This is a genomic window from Pseudomonas sp. 14A (assembly GCF_018132745.1).
Taxonomy (GTDB): domain Bacteria; phylum Pseudomonadota; class Gammaproteobacteria; order Pseudomonadales; family Pseudomonadaceae; genus Aquipseudomonas; species Aquipseudomonas mercuritolerans.
Genome location: NZ_JAGRQJ010000010.1, coordinates 391,435 through 412,288, shown reverse-complemented (window position 1 = coordinate 412,288; position 20,854 = coordinate 391,435). Strand labels below are relative to the sequence as shown.

Here is a 20,854-nt window from a genome sequence, read left to right as displayed (position 1 = left end):
ATTCAGGGCTTTTGCATGAGTTCTATGGTGTTGCCGCCATCCCCTGTGGGAGCGAGCCTGCTCGCGAAGAACGATGACTCGATCCCTCAGACCACCGCCAGCCGCTGGCCACGCACGATGTCCTGCATGAAGCGCTCCGCCGGCATCGGGTGGCCGAGCAGATAGCCCTGCAGCGAATCACAGCCCAGTTTGGTGAGGAAATCCTGTTGCGCGCCGGTCTCGACACCCTCGGCGACAATCCGCAGATCCAGGGCCTGCCCCAGCGCAACAATCGCCGAGACGATCGCCGCATCATCGCTGTCGTGCTCCAGATCACGGACGAAACCGCGGTCGATCTTCAGCTCATTGGCCGGCAGGCGCTTGAGGTACATCAGGCTGGAATAACCGGTGCCGAAGTCGTCGATCGACAGGTCGACGCCCATGTCCGACAACTCTTGCAGCACGGTCATGCTCGCGTCGGCGTCGCTCATGGCTGTGGTTTCAGTGATTTCCAGAGTCAGGCTGTTGGCCGGCAAATGGTGGGTGGCCAGCGCCTTGGCCACGCTTTGCACCAGCCCGGCATGGCAAAACTGCAACGCCGAGAGGTTTACGGCAATGCGCCAGTCGGTGTAACCGAGCACGTACCATTCGCGCATCTGCCGGCAGGCTTCGTTCAGGACCCATTCACCCATCGGAATGATCAGCCCGGTTTTCTCCGCCAGATCAATGAACTTGTCCGGCATCAACATGCCATGCAGCGGATGCTTCCAACGCAGCAGCGCTTCGGCACCGACCGGACGGCCATTGGCGGCGTCGAATTTGGGCTGGTAATGCAGGCAGAACTGGTTGTGCTCGATGGCCGCGCGCAGGTCCTGCAACAGTTGCAATTGCTTGCGCGCGTTGGTGTTCATCGATGCATCGAAGAAGCTGTAGCCGTTCTTGCCGCCGCCCTTGGCGTGGTACATCGCGGCGTCGGCGTTCATCAGCAGTTCCTGGGCGTTGGCGCCGTTGCCTGGATACAGGGCGATGCCGACGCTGGCGGAAATCTGCAGGTCATGCTCGGCGACGCGGAACGTGCGACCGATCAGGCCGACCTGACGCGCGGCCAGGCTCAAGGCATCGTTGGGCTCGCTCAAACGCACCAGCAGAACGAACTCATCACCACCGATCCGCGCCAGGGTGTCCTGGCTGCGCAAGTCTTCACGCAGACGCGCGCCGACCTCGCGCAGCAATTGGTCGCCCATGTGATGGCCGAATGCGTCGTTGACCGGTTTGAAGCCGTCGAGGTCGATGAACATCAAGGCGAAGCAGCCGCCCTGCTCTTCAACTTTTCTGATTGCCTGATTGATGCGGTCGTCGAGCAACATGCGATTGGGCAGGCTGGTCAGCGGATCGTGCAGGGCCAGTTGGGTGAGTTCGCGATTGGCCACCGTCAACGAGTGCGCCAGATCAGCGGTGCGCGCTTCGAGGCGGGCATCGAGAATCGAGGTCAACAGGGCAATCGACAGCACCGCCAGCGTGGTGACCACGACCAGACTGTCGAGGCCATTGCCCTTCAAGCCATTGAGTGTCGCGCCGCAGAAACTGCCGTCAGGAAACTGCGCCGCCGCCATGCCGGTGTAATGCATGCCGACAATCGCCACACCCATGATCACCGCCGCGCCGGCACGAATCAGTCGCACATAGGGCGATTGCTGGCGCAGGCGAAAGGCAATCCACAATGCCGCTGCCGAAGCGCCGACGGCGATGAGCAGGGAGGCGCTGAACAGGGTCGGGTCGTAATCGATGCCCGGGGTCATGCGCAGCGCGGCCATGCCGGTGTAATGCATGGCGCTGATGCCCGCCCCCATGATCAGCGCACCGAAGGCCAGTTGCGCCAGGGGCAGCTTCGGCTGGCTGACCAGCCACAAGGCGAAACCGCAGGACAGCACCGCGATCAGCAATGACAACGCGGTCAGGGCGAAGTCATAGCCCAGGTCGATCGGCAATTTGAAGGCAAGCATGCCGATGAAATGCATCGACCAGACGCCAACGCCCATCGCCAACGCCCCGCCCGCCGTCCAGAAATGCACGGCCCGGCCTTTCGCCGTGGCGATGCGCCCGGTCAGGTCGAGTGCCGTGTAGGAAGCCAGAATGGCCACGCACAACGAGATGAAAACCAAAGTGAAGGAATAGCTGCCGATGAGCATGGACGTTCTCGTGACAAGCCGAAACCGTACTGCTTCCATTCTCGGTCGGGCAAATGCGGCGATTGTACTGATTGCGCGGAAGAACGCACTGACAAAGTAACCAAATTGCCATCAAGCCGATGAAACGCTTGTTCGATCGTCCTACAAGGCTCTGCGGTGGGCTTTAAGCACACCTTGTGAAAGTGTCTCACGCCAGACACAAATCCCTGTGGGAGCGAGCCTGCTCGCGAAGGCGTCGGCACAGCCACCATCGTAGTTGCCTGACCCACCGCTTTCGCGAGCAAGCTCGCTCCCACAATTTTCAGCGTCCAGCCACACTTCACCCGTCGAACGCGAATCCCTGTGGGAGCGAGCCTGCTCGCGAAGGCGCAGGTACAGCCACCATCGTAGTTGCCTGACCCGCCGCTTTCGCGAGCAGGCTCGCTCCCACAATTTTCAGCGTCCAGCCACCCTTCACCCTTCGAACGCGAATCCCTGTGGGAGCGAGCCTGCTCGCGAAGGCGCCGGCACAGCCACCATCGAGTTGCCTGACCCACCGCTTTCGCGAGCAGGCTCGCTCCCACTATTTTCAGCGTCCAGCCACCCTTCATCATACGAACGCGAATCCCTGTGGGAGCGAGCCTGCTCGCGAAGGCGCAGGTACAGCCACCATCTTAGTTGCCTGACCCACCGCTTTCGCGAGCAAGCTCGCTCCCACAATTTTCAGCGTCCAGCCACCCTTCACCCTTCGAACGCGAATCCCTGTGGGAGCGAGCCTGCTCGCGAAGGCGTCGGCACAGCCACCATCGAGTTGCCTGACCCACCGCTTTCGCGAGCAGGCTCGCTCCCACAATTTTCAGCGTCCAGCCACCCTTCATCATACGAACGCGAATCCCTGTGGGAGCGAGCCTGCTCGCGAAGGCGCCGGCACAGCCACCATCGTAGTTGCCTGCCCCACCGCTTTCGCGAGCAGGCTCGCTCGCACAATTTTCAGCGTCCAGCCACACTTCACCCTTCGAACGCGAATCCCTGTGGGAGCGAGCTTGCTCGCGAATGCGTCGGCACATTCAACATCTCGCTCGACTGACCCACCGCTTTCGCGAGCAAGCGCGCTCCCACAGGTTCAGCGATTATCACTGACGTCCAGTTGCCCATCCCAGCCGCCGCCCAGTGCGGCGATCAGTTGCACGCTGGCAATCAATCGACTCTGCAGAATATTAAGCACACTACGTTCGTTACTCAGCGCCGTGGCCTGCACCACCACCACGTCGATATAGGCAATCAGCCCGGCCTTGTACTGGTTTTCCGTCAGGCGCAGGGAATCGCGGGCGGCATCCAGCGCTTCCTGGCGTACCGCCGCTTCGTCTTCATAGACCTTGAGCTGGACCAGGTAGTTTTCCACCTCGCGGAATCCGTCGAGCACGGTCTGCCGGTAGCGGGCTACGGTTTCGTCGTAGGCCGCCTCGCTGCGGTCGACCTCGGCCGAACGGATGCCACCGTCGAACAGCGGCAACGACAGCTGTGGGCCGACCGACCAGAAACGGTTCGGCAGGCTGATCAGGTTTTTCGAGGTACTGCTGCTGTAGCCGCCGCTCAGGCTCAGGGTCAGGTCCGGGTAATAGGCGGCTTTCGCCACGCCGATGTTGGCGTTGGCGGCGATCACCGAGCGCTCGGCCGAAGCGATGTCCGGACGGCGTTCCAGCAGTTGTGAAGGCAAGCTCAGCGGTACCTGCGGCAGATTCGGGATGCTCTGGCTTTCGGCAATGCTGAAGTTGGTCGGTGCTTCGCCGGTCAGTACGGCGATGGCGTTTTCAAACTGTGCACGCTGCCAGATCAGGTCGACCAGATCGGCCTGGGTGCTTTTCAACTGGGTTTGCGCCTGCGCCACCGCATCACGCCCGGAAACTCCGGCGCGGTACTGGTTCTGGGTCATTTTCAGCGAGCGTTCATAAGCGGCAACGGTGGCCTCGAGCAAACGCTTCTGCTGATCGATGACCCGCAGTTGCAAGTAGTTCTGCACCAGCTCCGACTGCTGGCTCAAGCGCATCGCCGCCAGATCGGCAAAACTCGCCTGGGCGTTGGCCTCATCCGCCTCCAGTCCACGGCGCAGCTTGCCCCACACGTCCGCTTCCCAACTGACGCCCAGTTGCGCGTTGTAGGTGTCGCGGATGCCGCTTGAGGAACTGCTCAGGCTCGAACTGCTGCTGCCGGTGCCCTGACTCGAGCGGGTCTTGCCCAGACTCAGGTCGACGCTGGGGTAAAACGCCCCACGCGCGCTGCGCACCAAAGCCTGCGCCTGACGAAACTGCGCTTCGGACTGGGCGACGGTCTGGTTGGAGCTGTTGAGTTTTTCGATCAAGGCGTTGAGCTGTTGGTCGCCGTACAACTCCCACCAGGCGCCACGAGCCAGCGAGTCGCTGGGGTTGGCCTGACGCCAGCCTTCGGCTTCCTTGAACTGAGCGATTTCGGCAGTTTGCGGCCGCTGGTAGTCCGGGCCGACGGCGCAGGCGCTGAGTAGCGCCACACACAGTGACAGGCTCAACAGGCGCGAGCCGCGGACGGTGGCCAATTGGATAAGCGAACGGTCAGTCATAGCGGAGTTTCCAGAGCGGCGTCAGTGCGCACGCCACGCCATTTATTGAAACGATGGCGCAGCTTGTCGAGATAGAGGTAAACCACCGGGGTGGTGTAAAGGGTCAGGACCTGGCTGAACACCAGGCCGCCAATGATGGTCAGGCCCAGCGGCTGGCGCATTTCCGCACCCTCGGCGCGGCCGAGCAGCAACGGCAAAGCGCCGAGGATCGCCGCCAGCGTGGTCATCAGAATCGGCCGCAGGCGTTGCAGGCAGGCGCTGCGGATCGACTCCAGCGGCGACAGGCCCTCATGCCGCTCCAGTTGCAGCGCCAGATCAATCATCAGAATGGCGTTTTTCTTCACCACGCCAATCAGCAAGAAGATCCCCAGCAGGGAAATCAGGCTGAACTCGCCGCCCAGCGCATAGATCGACAGCAACGCGCCAACCCCGGCCGAGGGCAAGGTCGAAAGAATGGTCAGTGGGTGAATGTAGCTTTCATACAGCACACCGAGCACCAGATACACCGCGAGCAACGCACCGAGGATCATGAACGGCTGGCTCTTCTGCGTGGCCGCGAAAGCATCAGCGGTGCCGGCCATTTTCGCAATCACATCCTCCGGCAGGCCGACCTTGGCGATCGCCCGTTCAATGGCGGCACTGCCCTGCTCTACGGTCACGCCTTCGGCCATGTCAAAGGAAATGCTTTCGGATGCGAACTGGCCTTCATGGCTGACCCGGTCGTTTTCCAGGCTGTTTTCGTAATGGGCGAACGTCGACAGCGGCACCCGCGCACCGTCAGCGGTGATCACTTCGACCTGCTTGAGCGTCACCGGATCCTGGGCGTATTTCGGATTGACCTCCATCACCACCTGGTACTGGTTGAGGCTGTCGTAGATCGTCGAAATCTGCCGCTGGCTATAGGCGTTGTTGAGCACGGCGGTAACCATGTTCATGTCGACCCCCAGGCGTTTGGCCTGATCCCGGTCGACAATCAGCGTCACCTGCTGCGCCCCGGCACCTTCGCGGGCATCGATGGCAGTCAGCTCGGGCAACGCACGCAGCGCGGTGACCACTTTCGGGAACCACTTGCGTAGCTCGGCAAGATCGCCGCTTTGCAGAATGTAGGTGTATTGCGAACTGGTCTGCTCGCGGCCGCCGCCAAATTGCAGGTCCTGGTCGGCCATCAGCATCAACTGCGCCCCGGGCACCTTGGGCATTTCCTTGCGCAGGCGTTCTATGACCTTCTGTGCTGAAAGCTGGCGCTCCTTGATCGGCTTCAGGCGCACGATCATGAAGGCGTTGTTGGTGCCGTTGTTGCCGCCGATGAACCCGGCCACGCTTTCCACCGCTTCGTCCTTGAGCACGGCGCGGCGGAAGGTTTCCATTTTCGGCTGCATGACGTTGAACGACAGACCGTCGTCGCCACGCACGAAACCGATCAACTGGCCGGTGTCCTGTTGCGGCAGGAAGGTTTTCGGCACCACCACATAGAGCGCAATGTTGACGCCAACGGTGAGCAGCAGACTGAACAAGGTCAGACGGCGATGACGCAATACCCAGTCGAGGCTGGTGGCGTATTTGCCGACCATCCAGTCGTTGGTCTTGTGGCTCCAGCGTTGCAGGCGGTTTTCCTGGCCCGGCGTGTGCGGCTTGAGCCAGCGCGCGCAGAGCATCGGTGTCAGCGTCAGGGAAACCACCAGCGACACCACGATTGCCGCCGCCAGGGTGATGGAAAATTCGCGGAACAGGCTTTCGACCAACCCGCCCATGAACAGGATCGACAGGAACACCGCCACCAGCGAGACGTTCATCGACAGCAGGGTAAAGCCGACTTCCTTGGCCCCGAGGTACGCGGCCTGCATCGGCTTGACGCCTTCGTCGATGTGCCGGGAAATGTTTTCCAGCACCACGATGGCGTCGTCCACCACCAGACCTGTGGCGAGAATCAGCGCCATCAGCGACAGGTTGTTCAGCGAGAACCCGTAGAGGTACATCACCGCAAAGGTACCGACCAGCGACACCGGCACCGCCAGGGTCGGGATCAGCGAGGCGCGGAAGTTACCCAGAAACAGGTACACCACCAGCACCACCAGGGCGACGGCGATCAGCAAGGTCATCTCGGCTTCATGCAGCGTAGCCTTGATCACTGGCGAGCGATCCATGGCCAGATTGAGTTTGACGCTGGCCGGCAGCACCGCTTGCAGCGCGGGCAACTGCGCCTTGATCTCGTTGACCGTCTCGATGATGTTGGCGCCGGCCTGACGGTTGATCACCAGCAGCACCGCCGCATCGTCGTTGAAGAAACCGCTGTTGTAACGGTCTTCGACGCCATCGCTGACTTTCGCCACGTCCTTGAGACGCAATGCGGCGCCGTCGGCGTAGTGAATGATCAGCGACTCATAATCCTTGGCTTTCTCCAACTGGTCGTTGGCCTGGATCTGCCACAAGCGCTCGCCGTCCTCGACCGAACCCTTGGGGCGGCGCACGTTGGCGTCGGCAATGGTCTTGCGCACATCGTCGAGGGCCACGCCGTATTGGTTCAGCGCCTGCGGTTCGAGCTCGATGCGCACCGCCGGCAGCGAACTGCCACCGATCTGCACTTCACCGACGCCCTGCACTTGCGACAGGCTTTGCGAGAGGATGGTCGAGGCCAAGTCGTAGAGCTGGCCTTTTTCCAGCACATCCGAAGTCAGCGACAGCACCATGATCGGCGCCTGCGACGGGTTGACCTTTTTATAGGTCGGCATGCTGCGCATCCCGCTTGGCAGCAGATTGCGCGAGGCGTTGATCGCCGCCTGCACTTCCCGCGCCGCGCCGTTGATGTCGCGGTCGAGGTCAAATTGCAGAATCACCCGCGTCGAACCCTGACTGGAACGGCTGCTCATGGTATTGACGCCGGCAATTGCACCGAACGACCGCTCCAGCGGCGTCGCCACCGTCGAAGCCATCACCTCGGGACTGGCGCCCGGCAGACTGGCCTGGACGACGATCACCGGGAAGTCCATCTGCGGCAGCGGCGATACCGGCAACAGACCGAAGCTGACCCCGCCGAGCAACATGATTGCCAGGGAGAGCAGCATGGTTGCCACGGGGCGTTTGATGAAAGGGCCGGAGAGGTTCATAGCGTCGAGCTCCAAGCTGCAAGCTGCGAGCTACAAGCTGTTCCTGCGCGCGCAGGCTGCTGTTTTCTTGCAGCTTGAAGCTTGCAGCTTGCAGCTGCTTTCACCACGCCGCTCACACCACCTCTCCCGCGACAGGCTTGGTCCAACGCCGCCCCAACCGATCAAAAGCCAGGTAAATCACCGGCGTGGTGAACAGCGTCAACACCTGGCTCACCAGCAAACCGCCGACCATCACCAGACCCAACGGCTGACGCAGTTCCGCGCCAGACCCCGTGGCCAGCATCAGCGGCACCGCGCCGAACAACGCGGCCAGTGTGGTCATCAGAATCGGCCTGAAGCGCAGCAGCGCCGCTTGATAGATCGCCTCTGCCGGGGCCATGCCCTGGGTGCGTTCGGCGTCGAGGGCGAAGTCGATCATCATGATCGCGTTCTTCTTGACGATACCGATCAGCAGGATGATGCCGATGATCGCGATCATGCCCAAGTCGTTGCCACTGAGCAGCAACGCCAGCAAGGCACCGACCGCTGCCGACGGCAAGGTCGAGAGAATGGTGATCGGGTGGATGTAGCTCTCGTAGAGCACGCCCAGCACGATGTACATGGTCACCACCGCCGCCAGAATCAGCAGCAAGGTACTCGACAGCGAAGCCTGGAACGCTTGCGCCGCGCCCTGGAACTGAGTCTGCACGCCGACCGGCATGCCGATGTCCTGCTGCACCTGCTCGATGATGTCCACGGCATGCCCCAACGCCACGCCCGGCGCGAGGTTGAACGACATCATCACCGCCGGGAACTGGCCGATGTGGGTGATCGCCAATTGCGCCTGACGTTCTTCGACATGCGCCAGACTCGACAGGCGTACCTGCGCGCCGTCGGTGGTCTTGACGTGAATCTGATCCAGCGCCTGCGGGCCGATCTTCTCCCCGGCCTGGGCTTGCAGCACCACGCGGTACTGGCTGGCCTGGGTGTAAATGGTCGAAATCTGCCGCTGGCCGAAGGCGTCGTACAGCGCATCGGTGATATTCGCCACCGACACGCCGAGGCGCGATGCGGCGTCGCGGTCGATCACCAGATAAACCTGCAAGCCTTTGTCCTGTAAGTCACTGGCCACGTCGGTCAACTCCGGACGCTGCGCCAGGGCTTCGACCAGACGGCCACTCCACTGGCTGAGCAATTCCGAGTCCGGCGAGGACATGCTGAACTGGTACTGGGTGCGGCTGACCCGATCCTCGATGGTCAGGTCCTGCACCGGCTGCATGAACAGCCGAATGCCGACCAGTTTGTCCAGTTGTGGTTGCAGGCGTGCGATCACTTCGCTGGCCGTCAGATCGCGCTCGCCGTGGGGCTTGAGGTTGATCAGCAAGCGGCCGCTGTTGAGCGTGGCGTTGTCTCCGTCGACGCCAATGTAGGACGACAGGCTCTGCACCGCCGGATCTTCAAGAATGATCTTCGCCAGTTGCTGCTGCCGCTCGCCCATCGCCGCGAAGGAGATCGACTGCGGCGCTTCGGAAATACCCTGAATCACGCCGGTGTCCTGCACCGGAAAGAAACCCTTCGGCACGATGACGTAAAGGAATACGGTCAACGCCAGCGTGCCGATGGCGACCAGCAAGGTCAGCGGCTGATGCTTGAGCACCCAGCGCAGCATCCGCCCGTATTCCTTGATCATCCAGTCGATGAACGCACCGCTGGCGCGGTAGAAACGGCCTTGCTCGTGTTCCTGCGGTTCACGCTTGAGCAGGCGCGCGCACATCATCGGCGTCAGGGTCAGCGACACCACCAGGGAAATCAGGATCGCCACCGCCAGGGTGATGGCGAATTCGCGGAACAGGCGCCCCACCACGTCGGCCATGAACAGTAGCGGAATCAGTACGGCGATCAGCGACAGCGTCAGGGAAATCAGGGTGAAGCCGATCTGCTTGGCGCCCTTGAGCGCGGCCTGCATCGGGCTGTCACCCTCTTCGATGAAGCGCGAAATGTTCTCGAGCATGACGATGGCATCGTCCACCACGAAACCGGTGGCAATGGTCAGCGCCATCAACGTCAGGTTGTTCACCGAGAACCCGGCGAGGTACATCACGCCAAAGGTGCCGATCAGCGACAGCGGCACGGCCACCGAGGGAATGATCGTCGCACTGGCGCGGCGCAGAAACAGGAACGTGACCATGACCACCAGCGCGATAGCGATCAGCAGTTCGTGTTGCACGTCGGTGACCGAGGCACGGATGGTCTGGGTGCGGTCTGTGAGCACAGTGACGTCGAGGCCGGCCGGGAGGTTGTCGGTGATACTTGGCAGCAAGGCCTTGATGCGGTCGACCACTTCGATAACGTTGGCGCCCGGCTGACGCTGGATGTTCAGCAACACCGCCTGATTCTGGTTGGCCCACGCGGCCAGACGCTCGTTCTCGGCGCCATCGACGATTTCCGCGACGTCCTTGAGCCGCAACGGCGCGCCGTTCTTGTAGGTCAGGATCAGATTCGCGTAGTCCTCGGGCGAGGTCAGTTGATCGTTGGCATCGAGCATCGACACCCGGGTCGGGCCATCGAAGTTGCCTTTCGGCTGGTTGACGTTGGAGGCACCGATCAGCGTGCGCACGTCCGACAGGTTGAGGCTGTTGGCCGCCAGCGCTTCGGGGTTGACCTTGATTCGTACCGCCTGACGCTGGCCACCAGCGATACTGACCATGCCGACGCCGCTGATTTGGGCGATCTTCTGCGCCATGCGCGTATCGACCAAGTCATTGAGCTTGGGCAGCAGCATGGTTTTCGAAGTGATGGCCAGGGTCAGCACCGGGGTGTCCGCCGGGTTGACCTTGTTGTACACCGGCGGCGCCGGCAGGTCGGTGGGCAGCAGGTTGGTCGCAGCGTTGATCGCGGCCTGCACCTGCTGTTCGGCGACGTCCATGTTGATGTCGAGGCTGAAACGCAGGGTCAGCACCGAAGCGCCGCCGGAGCTGGTCGACGCCATTTGCGTCAGGCCCGGCATCTGCCCGAACTGGCGTTCAAGCGGCGCGGTGACGGCGCTGGTCATCACGTCCGGACTGGCGCCGGGGTACAGGGTCATGACGCGGATGGTCGGATAATCGACCTGCGGCAGGGCCGAAACCGGCAGCAGGCGATAAGCGATCAGGCCGGCCAGGACAATGGCCAGCATGCTCAGGGTGGTGGCTACCGGACGGAGGATGAACAGCCGCGAAATGTTCATGCGCCCTTCTTGGCCTTATCGGCTGTGGTCGCATCGGGATTGGCGGCAGATTTGCCTTGCAGGTGTTCGGTCGGCGAGGTCGGCACTTCGCTGCTGTCATTGACCACTTCGACTTCGCTGCCTTCCTTGAGGCGATCGGTGCCTTCGAGCACCACGCGATCACCTGCGGCGAGGCCTTCGGTGACCACGGTGTTGTCACCGTCGCTGGCACCGATTTTCAGTTGGCGAATGGTGACTTTCCTGTCGCCGTCCAGCGCATAGACGAAGGTGCCGTTGGTGCCGAACTGGATCGCTGCCGACGGCGCCAGCACTACACCTTTGAGCGTGTCTGCCAGCAAATGGACGTTGACGAACTGGTTGGGAAACAGCGACTGGTCGCGATTGTCGTAACGGGCCTTGAATTTCAAAGTGCCGGTAGCGACGTCAATTTGGTTGTCGAGGCTTTGCAGCACGCCAGTGGCTTGCAGCTTGGTGTCGCCGCGATCCCAGGCTTCGGCAGGCAACTTGGCGCCGCTGCGGTAACGGGCCAGCACGGTGTCGAGGCTGTTCTCCGGCAAAGTGAAGGCCACGCTGATCGGTTGCGTCTGGGTGATCACCGCGAGGAACGTGGTGTCGTTGGCGGCGACGAGGTTGCCGACGTCGACCTGACGCAGACCGACGCGACCGGCAATCGGCGCGCGGATCTTGGTGAATTCGAGATTGAGCTTGGCATCGTTGACCGCTGCCTGATTCGTCTTGACCGTGCCCAAGTATTGGCCGACCAGCGCTTCGGCGGTGTCGAGGGTCTGTTTGGCGATGCTGTCTTCTTTATACAGACCGCGGTAGCGCTCGACGTCGACCTGGGCGTTTTTCAGTTGCGCCTGATTCTGCAGCAGTGTGCCTTCGGCCTGGAGCAAAGCGTTCTGGTAAGGACGCGGATCAATCTCGGCCAGCAGGTCGCCCGCCTTGACCATCTGCCCTTCTTCGAAATGAATCTTCACCAGTTCGCCGCCCACCCGGCTGCGCACGTTGATGGTATTGAGCGCGGTGACCGTGCCCAGTGCCTTGTAATACAGCGGGAAGTCGCCCTTCACCGCCGGCGCCACACGCACCGGAATCGGCCCGGTACCGCCGCCGAAGCCAGGCCGCATCATTCCCGAGCGCCCGGTATGCCCGGCGGCCGCTTTGTCGCCGCCCGCCTTGTCAGCAGAGCCGGCGGGCCAGAATTTCCAGCACAGGACGGCGATGACCAACAGGACCAGCAGGCTGATCAGCCAGCGACGGGATTTGCGGGGGGACGATTGCATGGAGTTATTGACCATTGGGCGCGTGGGCTTCTATTACGGGAGGCTGAACGATAAGCACTGAGTGGATTTAAGCAAAGCAGCTTTACCGGCAATTTACCTTCCACTTACGTTTCAAGGTGTGAGGCAAAACCCTGATACACAAATGAAAACGGCCTGGACAGGGCCAGGCCGTTAACAATTGTAAAAGCCTTACTTGAGAACGGACAGTGCCGCTTCGTAGTTAGGCTCTTCGGCGATTTCCTTGACCAGTTCGCTGTGCAGGACGTTGTCGTTTTCGTCCAGCACCACAACGGCGCGAGCGGTCAGGCCTTTCAATGGGCCGTCAGCAATGGCTACGCCGTAGTTTTCGATGAACTCGCTGCCGCGCAGGGTCGACAGGTTCTGTACGTTTTCCAGGCCTTCAGCGCCGCAGAAGCGCGCCTGGGCGAATGGCAGGTCAGCGGAGATGCACAGCACCACGGTGTTGCTGATGTCGTTGGCCTGGGCGTTGAACTTGCGCACGGAGGTGGCGCAGGTCGGGGTGTCGACGCTTGGGAAGATGTTGAGGACTTTGCGCTTGCCGGCGAAGTCTTTCAGGGTGACGTCGGACAGATTGCCGGCTACCAGGGAAAAGGCTGGCGCCTTGGAACCGGCTTGTGGCAACTGGCCGTTGACTTGAACCGGATTGCCTTTGAGGGTGACTTGAGCCATGACTTGAGTCCTTCTGTTTTTTGATTGGAAAGCATGCAAGAGGCGGAAGTTAACCACGAAATCGGCTGACGACCTATGCCCTGTTTGAAATTGTTGGGTGCTGAGCGGTGACATTGTATACAACCCACCGCAGCTTCCCTAAAGGGGTGAGCCTGCTAGCGAAAGCGTAGTGTCAGGCAGGACATTCGAAACTGATACACCGAAATGCGAGCAGGCTCACTCCCATACTGAATACGAGTCCAGTGTGGGAGCGAGCGTGCTCGCGAAAAGGCAACCGGCCTTACTGCATCATTTGGCTTCAGATTTGAGTTTCAGATACGACTGATGCAGATCGCTTGCCCAGCCATCGATCACCGCTTTCATGTCGTCGGCTTTCATCACCTGGGAAGAGTTTTCCAGCGGTTTGCCGGTACCTTTGCGCACTACCTGCGCGATGACATGATTGGTCGCGCCGTCCATGAATACCGCTTCGGTGGCCAGCGTGGTTTCCTGGTCGCGGATTCCAGTGGCCGTGCTTACTGCTGCGGCGACCAGTGCGATCGGGATCACTTCATAGACTTGCAGGCCTTCGGTCTTGCTGCTGACTGCGGTAATCGCCGGACGCACCACAATTACGCCCGGCCCGGGACCTGCGGCCAACGGCAGCGATTTGCCGAGTTCGCGCTTGAGCGCCTGATCGTAATAGCTGGTGATGCCATTGAGAGTCTGCTGGGGGATTTTCTCGGTGGCTTGCGGCTTCGGGTAGAGCTGGCTTGGCTCTACGTAAACGCTGGTGAATTTATTGATGTCGAGTTTCGGGTCCATCCAGCGCATCACCTCGGCACCAGAGGGTGACTTGGCCTCCTTCAGCTGGCTGTAATCCTTGAGAAAACCGGAATACTGGTCAGGCTCGACGGTTTTGCTGGAACAACCCACCACGCCAAGGGTGGCAATGCACAGCGTGCCCATCACGACGGCTAGCTTCATGCTGTAATTCCTTTGAGAAGGCCAAGACATTTTGCATAGGGGAGATACAGGTATAGCCAAAACCCCGGCAAATGCGATGGCCAATTGCAAAGTTCACATCCGACAGCGCGTGTGCCTCGCCAACCGGTATTACCAGGAGGATGTTTCGCCACTGCGCAAAGCCATTTCCCGCCGGCTATTGGCGCGCATCGCCTTGATCAGCGATACCGTTCCCACCAGCAGAATCGCCGCACCAAACAAGAAGTCGATGTTGTACAGCTGGAAATCTTCCACCGGCCCGATCAGTAATGTCCGCACCACCGCAATCCCCACCAGCGTCGCGAGAAAGTCGATCCCCGGCTCATCGCGGTAAAACACCAGCATCAGCGGCAGGCACAGCACCAGCAAGAGCAGCAACACCACGACCTTGAACGAGCCTTTGCGCTCGACGCTGAACGCGCACTCATGCGCCCCGTACGGCTTGTAGTCCTCATCGCGGATCATCGAGTTTTTCTCGTTGATGTAGTCGGCGCGGTTGTACTTCTGGATCGGCGTGAAGGTGTTGGACATCTCCATCAGCGTGGTGATGTTCTTGAAGCGCAAGTCGATGCGCTCGCTGCCCTTGAGGTAATACAGCACCGGTTTGTAGCCGTAGCGATAAGTGTCGAACGGGAACGCCGCGGTCTGGGCGTGCACGCCGATCGGCCGTGGCTCAAGTTCGGCGAAGGCGCTTTTGTTGGTCGACGAGAGGTTGCGGCTCAGCGGCTGCACCTTGACCTGCTCGAGGAAGATCGGCGTGACGCCGAACGACCACTGCAACGGTTCCAGACGCAGGCGCAGTTCGTTGCGGCTCAGGTCGTAGCGGTTGAAGGTGCGTTCGGAAACCACCAGCGAACCGCCGACCATGAACTCGCCGCGCAGGTTGTTGGTGACGCGCAAGGTCAGTTGATCCTTGCCCAGCAACGCCGCTTCACTGGTCGGTGGCGTGCCGCACCACGCGGTGCTTTCGCCGACACCGCCGAGCTGGCCGTCGCGGTTTTCCTTGAATACATAAAAGTAACTGGCCCACAGCGTCAGCAACAAAAGCGACGCCGTGAGACCGAGGATTTTTTTGCCCGGACTCACTGATCAGACTCCCTTCTTCGGTTCCATCGTCCAGCCGAAAACCCGCTGGCGACGGCGACTCTACCAAAAGGCCATCAGTGACCCAAGGGAAAATGCCGGATTGGCACCGAACCTAAGGGTTTCCCCGGTCTACGCCTCACTCCTCCTGCGGATGTGGCGCTGGCCCAGCGTCATGCTCAGATTGCTTGACGGCTCAGGTGATGGAGATGCTTTTTGATGCGCTGGGCGTGATGTTTTTGTGGCTGGCGGCGGGCTGCCCTCACCCTAGCCCTCTCCCAGAGGGAGAGGGGACTGACCGAAGTGTTTGTAGGACTCACGTCGACCTGAAATATCGCGTCGAGCTCAAGTTTTGAACATCACTCGGTCTGCCCCCTTTCCCCCTCGCCCACTTGGGGGAGAGGGCTGGGGTGAGGGGGTAAGCTTTTGATCTTAACCGCGATCGCGAGGTATCAGGCTCTGCAATTGCTGAGCAAGGAAATCGGCGTCGAAGGCAAACGTATCCGGATCCTTCAACCCATTGGTCTTGCGCCACTGCCACGCGCCATCCGTCAAACCGACCAGCGAAATACTCCCATACCGCGCCGCCGTCAGCCCCATCACCGCCAGCGAAATCTGCCCGCCGCTGCCCATCACATCCGGCACAAACTCCACCGGTTTGCCGGCAATCACAATGCTCATTTTTTCCGTTTTGAAGGTCGAGGTCTCCACCGGCACGCTCGGCCCCGACGCGACATACGCCTCACGACTCACCTCCAGCAGATTCGGCGCCTTGACCGGTTCAAGCCATTGCTCGATCTGGTCGAACAGCCCGCCAATCCGTGTTGCCCATTCAGCTGATTGCGTAGTGAACAGTTGCTTCTTGTGCGCTTCGCTTTCGGCATAGTGGCGGAGCATCTCGCCCAGTTGCTGTACGTCGTTCATTGCGGTGTTCCTCGGAAAGGACCTGCGAAGGGTGATAGTGGCAGATCCCCGGCGCGGCGTACGTTTAGTTCTTGCAGATGCACAGTTGCGGGAAAGATCGGCGGTACAGTCAGTCGGTACTGGCGTCGGGTCTTGAACAGAAGGTAACTTCGGGCAGACCTGAATGCTCGATACTGACATTTGCTTGAGGAAATCCAATGCGCACCATCGGCCTTATCGGCGGCATGAGCTGGGAGTCCAGCGCCGAATACTATCGCCTGATCAACCAACAGGTTCGCGACCGCCTCGGCCCTTTGCGTTCGGCGCAGTTGCTGATGTACAGCGTCGACTTCGGCCCGGTCGAACAGGCCCAGCACGCCGGGCGCTGGGACGATGCAGCGGCGATTCTGGTGGATGCCGCGCGCAGGCTCGAAGCCGGCGGCGCCGATTGCGTGGTGCTGTGTACCAACACCATGCACAAGGTCGCCGAGCAGATTCAGGCCGCCATCAGCATTCCGTTCCTGCACATCGCCGAACCCGCCGCGCAGGCGGCATTGGAAATCGACGCGCGCACGGTCGGGCTGCTCGGCACCGCGTTCACCATGGAGCAGAACTTCCTCAAGCAGCGCCTGATCGCCCAAGGCCTGACCGTACTGGTGCCGGATGATGCCGAGCGCAAAGAGGTGCACCGGATCATCTACGACGAACTCTGCGTCGGCGTGATCAGCGAAGCATCCCGGCTAACCTATCAGCGGGTAATCGAATCACTCACCGCCCGTGGCGCCCAGGCGATCATCCTCGGCTGCACCGAAATCGGCCTGCTGATCAAACCCGAACACAGCGCCCTGCCCCTGCTCGACACCACCGAACTGCATGCGCAGTCAGCGGTGGCGTTCGCACTGGGCGACTGACTCAGGGTTTCGACGAACCGCGCAGACGGGCCATGCTCAACGTGTCGACCCACTGCCCGTCGCGCACCGCGTAATCACGCAACAGCCCCTCGGCCTCGAAACCGAACTTGCGGTAGAGGCCGATGGCTGCCTCGTTATCGGCGTACACCGTGAGTTCGACGCGGTGCAGATTCATCCAGTTATCGGCGACCTCCAGCGCCGCCGCCAACAACATCGAACCGACGCCCTTGCCCTGCCAAGCCGCCCCGACTGCCATGCCGAAACTGCCGGCGTGGGCGCGGCGCATCCTTGAATAGGCTTCCAGACCGAGATTTCCGATCACTACGCCTTGGTGCAGAGCAACCAGTTTCAGCGCACGCTCGTTATCTGCCTGAAGTCGCTGACGCCAGACCTCGGTGGATTGAAACGGCATCTGCAGCACCTGCCGCGCAACGGCGGGGTCGTTGTAAAGCGCAGTGATGCCTTCGAGGTGGGATTCGTTGGAGCGTTCGAGATGGATCGTGGAGGTTGGGTCTGACATGGGAGATCTGTCCGTGATCGTTGAATGTCCGCGCCACTCTAAGCCGACGACTGTCTGGTTGGCCAGTGCTCAGAGGCTTCGACCATTCGTCGGAGAAGGCCTTCTACCTGTCAGAGTTGACAGGTGACGGCTTCGCCGAGTTCACGTTAGATGCTCGGAGAAGTTCCCACTCTAGCTGGAGAATGTCATGAGCCGCATACGTAACTTTGTAGAGCCTTTTGATCTGACCCTCCCGTACGTTCTTGAAATGATCAAACTCGTACCGCCAATGCAGGACGTGCACGGCGGCGTGTCGATTGAAAAGGCCAATGGACCCGACGATTTACAATTTCTCATGCTCGCGTATTTGAAACAGGACAAAAATGACGAGCTGAGGCTGGAAGTGAACGGAACTGTCGAAGACACGACCTCCGTCAAGGAAGGCAAGGAAACTGAGGATACGCCTTTGTATCTTGCGCCCGGCCTTTTACGAAAAGGCCTGAACCGAGTAAGAATCTTGATCAAGCGTATTTCCGGAAACGAGGAAGCCACGCCAGAACTGGTTCTGTTTTATAAAACCTCCCCGCCTGGTGACACGCCGCCAGTGATGAACCTCAGTCTGAACCACCGCACAATCGACGCAGCTAATGCGGATGATGTGTATGCCACAGTCGATTACAACAACTCGCAGGATCACGACAAAATCTTCATCAGTTGCAATGGCGTTATTGTCGAACATACGCGCTTACCAGGTGATCCCTCGCCGCTGCGGATCCACATTCCAAAAATGAAGTTGATCGAGGGCGGCGTTAGTAAAACGTTTCCGTTCAAGTTCCGTGTTGTCGACTACGTGAGAAACCCATCCGGCCCGCCTACATGGTCGGATATTGTGACTGCTGATGTGGACTGGAACAGAGTCTCACTGTCTCCGCCTTTCTTGGTAGATCCATCACTTAACCCAATTGATTTACTGAAAGGTGAGCAGGTCGTTACGGTACGTGTTCAATTTGACTCGTCAATACCGGGTCAAAAAGCCCGGTTAGTCGAACGATATCCGTTACCGGGTTCTTCTCTGTTTGCGCCGATAGAGTTCAACCAGAATCACCGCGCCAACTTCAAACTTGAAACCTCGTTTCTGGTGAAACGGCGTGGCGGTCCGTGTGGATTGTATTGGGAATTAATGGACGGTGATGATGTGATTGGCGAGTCGCCGGATCTGGTGCTGGACATTCTGCCTATCAAGGAAGACGACCCACGACTGCCCACGCCGACTATTGCTGGGGTAACAGGGCCTGTGCTGGAGGTGAGCACATTGACTGACCCAGTCTTGCTCGAATCATCGAAATGGCCGCTTCAAAAACGGAATCAAGCGCTTTGGATAACACTGGTGGGGACTGACAAAGACGAAAAAGAGGTGAGTTTGGTTGTTCGGGCGGGTGAGCCTAATGACTCGGCGGAAGGCTTACTTATTGAAGTACCGCTTGTATGGTTCAAAAATCTGAAAGACGCCAGCGACCTCTCTCTCCATGTAGCGGTTAACCTTGATAATGGAAACGACCAGAACGAAGCAATGAAACTAAACACTCGGACTTATAATATTAAAGCGAACGCACCGTTGACCGTTGATGAAACGTTGATGACGCTACACGCCATAAAATTTCTCTATCCATATGGCATGAAAGAAGTAACAGGCAACGTAGAAGATCGGCCTGCTTTTGGAGGTGAACTCCCGTATACCTATCGATCAGATGATCCTACAATCGCTTCAGTTTCAGAGTCCGGAAAAGTCACCGGACTCAAAACCGGAACTACAACTATCCGAATTACTGACAGAGCGCTTACATCAGTAACATTTAGAGTAGATGTCAAGAACGTATTCAGAATAAGGACAAATGGTGTTGAAGGGGTGGCGGGGTCAGAATACTTTAGTGTTTATCATCAAGATGTGGTTAGGGGCTGGGGAGGACTCCCCCCAACCCGCGCTCGAGAAATTCTAAATTCAACCACACTTTCAGCCAACTTTGAGAATGTCGTGCAAGATCTCTTCGGAGGTAAGTATTTTGGTCAGAAATTCGGAGCAATGATATGTTCCTACAGCAACCCTACCACTCCCCATGGAGCACTATATGTAGGAATTAACACTAACAACACCATTCATATGGCAACAGGAATTCCGCCGACGGACTTCTATGGAATGGCAATTATTCCAACGTAATCCGGTAAGTATCGCAGCTTCGATAACAATTACTTTAAAGAAGTAAATTGTTTCCAAAGCTGCGACTTCCCCTTCTTAAAACCAATCGACTTGAGTATTTCGATTGAGCGCTTAATCTTAATTACGGGGTAGATGAAGTTGGTGCTAACGAAACAGTTGAAGTAAGCCTTACCACCGACTCATCTCCTGAGAAAAATGGGACAAGGGACAACGGAAAGAGGGTACGCATTATCTATCAGCCCCAACCACATACGCCGCACTCGGATAAAAGACGAATGCCGTGATGGATGCCATCTCGCGCTCCGGCAATCACCAAGTCTTACGAATTTTAAACTCAGGCGTTTAAAAGACACCTCCAGACACGCCTTCCAGGCTACAACTTCTTGCGCCATTGCCTACAGCTACGCCAGAATCCGCCGGCTTGTGCGCTTAGGGGGCGGATTCTATTGTGGTGCGGTCGCTGACGAATCAGCGATCGGGTCTCGCAGCCCGTCGATCTCTGGACGCACAACACCCGCTGTTTTTATGGCGGCTGTACGTGGGAGACCTTCGGGTCTGCCGGTTCTAGAGTCCCGGTCTGCGACCCGCGTATAGCTGCCACCAACCATTTCGTATCGCAGCGAAAGTTGGCAGCTCCATCGACTCTAGGAGCTTTACCATGATCAAACCCACACCCAACCCACCCGAAACCGACCCCACCTCCCCCTACGAATCCCTCGATTCAAAAAAACTCCACCAAGCCGCCGACCGCGCCCTCGACCACTACCTCTGCCCACCCGGTTCGACCCCACCGCCGTTCAGTCCCCGCGCCATGTACGCCGTCACCGCCGACACCAAAAACGAAGACCTGCTGGCCAACGCCTGCGAAACCCTCGCCTCGGCCAAAACCATCGCCCAGGAATTCGCCGGGCTGGTGAAGCCATCGCAGCGGCGGACGCTGATGGGGATTGCGCAGTTGATCATGCTCGGCGAACTGGCGGTGAATCGGGTGCTGGATAATCTGGAGTTGCCGGGGTAGCGGGCCTCGCGACAGGCTCTGAGTAAGGCGCCGGCAGTGCCGACGCCTTCGCGGGCAAGCCCGCTCCCACAGGACTTGTGTCGCTCACTCGGCTGCGGTTACACCGCTGGATTTGTGGGAGCGAGCTTGCTCGCGAATGCGGTTTGTCAGTCACTGTAGCTTCGACTGGCGGATTGCATTCGCGAGCAGGCTCGCTCCCACTGTTGATGCGGTTTA

General features: G+C 59.5%; 13 protein-coding genes. 3 read left to right on the top strand and 10 right to left on the bottom strand.

Features of this window, described 5'->3' with window-relative positions:
* Positions 1–86: 86 nt before the first annotated feature.
* The 9 genes from PS14A_RS11925 to PS14A_RS11885 form a co-directional block, all read right to left on the bottom strand.
* Positions 87–2,168 (bottom strand): EAL domain-containing protein, encoded by a 2,082-nt coding sequence (locus PS14A_RS11925; protein ID WP_197892166.1) that lies wholly within the window; start codon positions 2,166–2,168, stop codon positions 87–89.
* A 1,102-nt stretch (positions 2,169–3,270) separates the two neighbouring features.
* Entirely contained in the window at positions 3,271–4,740 is a 1,470-nt protein-coding gene (locus tag PS14A_RS11920; RefSeq protein ID WP_212616254.1) for an efflux transporter outer membrane subunit, read from the bottom strand.
* On the bottom strand, positions 4,737–7,844 hold the full coding sequence (locus tag PS14A_RS11915; protein ID WP_041480999.1) for an efflux RND transporter permease subunit: 3,108 nt from the start codon (positions 7,842–7,844) through the stop codon (positions 4,737–4,739). The genes PS14A_RS11920 and PS14A_RS11915 overlap by 4 nt, the downstream gene beginning before the upstream one ends.
* Before the next feature lie 112 nt (positions 7,845–7,956).
* Positions 7,957–11,049, bottom strand: a complete 3,093-nt coding sequence (locus PS14A_RS11910) for an MdtB/MuxB family multidrug efflux RND transporter permease subunit (RefSeq protein WP_041481000.1) — start codon at positions 11,047–11,049, stop codon at positions 7,957–7,959.
* Positions 11,046–12,350, bottom strand: coding sequence for an MdtA/MuxA family multidrug efflux RND transporter periplasmic adaptor subunit (locus PS14A_RS11905; RefSeq protein WP_133337943.1), 1,305 nt, complete (start codon positions 12,348–12,350; stop codon positions 11,046–11,048). Before PS14A_RS11905 ends, PS14A_RS11910 begins: the two co-directional genes overlap by 4 nt.
* Before the next feature lie 174 nt (positions 12,351–12,524).
* On the bottom strand, positions 12,525–13,025 hold the full coding sequence (gene tpx, locus PS14A_RS11900) for a thiol peroxidase (RefSeq protein WP_071172346.1): 501 nt from the start codon (positions 13,023–13,025) through the stop codon (positions 12,525–12,527).
* Positions 13,026–13,313: 288 nt separating this feature from the next.
* Complete coding sequence (locus tag PS14A_RS11895) at positions 13,314–13,991, bottom strand: DUF3313 domain-containing protein (protein WP_076563101.1); 678 nt, start codon at positions 13,989–13,991, stop codon at positions 13,314–13,316.
* 129 nt (positions 13,992–14,120) lie between these two features.
* A complete protein-coding gene (locus PS14A_RS11890) occupies positions 14,121–15,095 on the bottom strand; it encodes a hypothetical protein (RefSeq protein ID WP_212616253.1) in 975 nt (324 codons plus the stop codon).
* A gap of 429 nt (positions 15,096–15,524) precedes the next feature.
* The gene (locus PS14A_RS11885) at positions 15,525–16,016 is read right to left on the bottom strand and encodes a hypothetical protein (protein ID WP_212616252.1); all 492 of its coding nucleotides are present in this window, start codon (positions 16,014–16,016) and stop codon (positions 15,525–15,527) included.
* 197 nt (positions 16,017–16,213) lie between these two features.
* Here PS14A_RS11885 and PS14A_RS11880 point away from each other — a divergent pair, with 197 nt between their 5' ends.
* Entirely contained in the window at positions 16,214–16,906 is a 693-nt protein-coding gene (locus tag PS14A_RS11880; RefSeq protein ID WP_212616251.1) for an aspartate/glutamate racemase family protein, read from the top strand.
* A 1-nt stretch (position 16,907) separates the two neighbouring features.
* On the opposite strand, the gene PS14A_RS11875 is transcribed toward PS14A_RS11880, so the two are convergent.
* Entirely contained in the window at positions 16,908–17,426 is a 519-nt protein-coding gene (locus tag PS14A_RS11875; protein WP_212616250.1) for a GNAT family N-acetyltransferase, read from the bottom strand.
* 187 nt (positions 17,427–17,613) lie between these two features.
* On the opposite strand from PS14A_RS11875, the gene PS14A_RS11870 reads away from it, so the two are divergent.
* Both PS14A_RS11870 and PS14A_RS11865 read left to right on the top strand, forming a co-directional pair.
* Complete coding sequence (locus PS14A_RS11870) at positions 17,614–19,620, top strand: Ig-like domain-containing protein (RefSeq protein ID WP_212616249.1); 2,007 nt, start codon at positions 17,614–17,616, stop codon at positions 19,618–19,620.
* Between the two features lie 658 nt (positions 19,621–20,278).
* On the top strand, positions 20,279–20,638 hold the full coding sequence (locus PS14A_RS11865) for a DUF6124 family protein (protein ID WP_042607541.1): 360 nt from the start codon (positions 20,279–20,281) through the stop codon (positions 20,636–20,638).
* Positions 20,639–20,854: the final 216 nt, after the last annotated feature.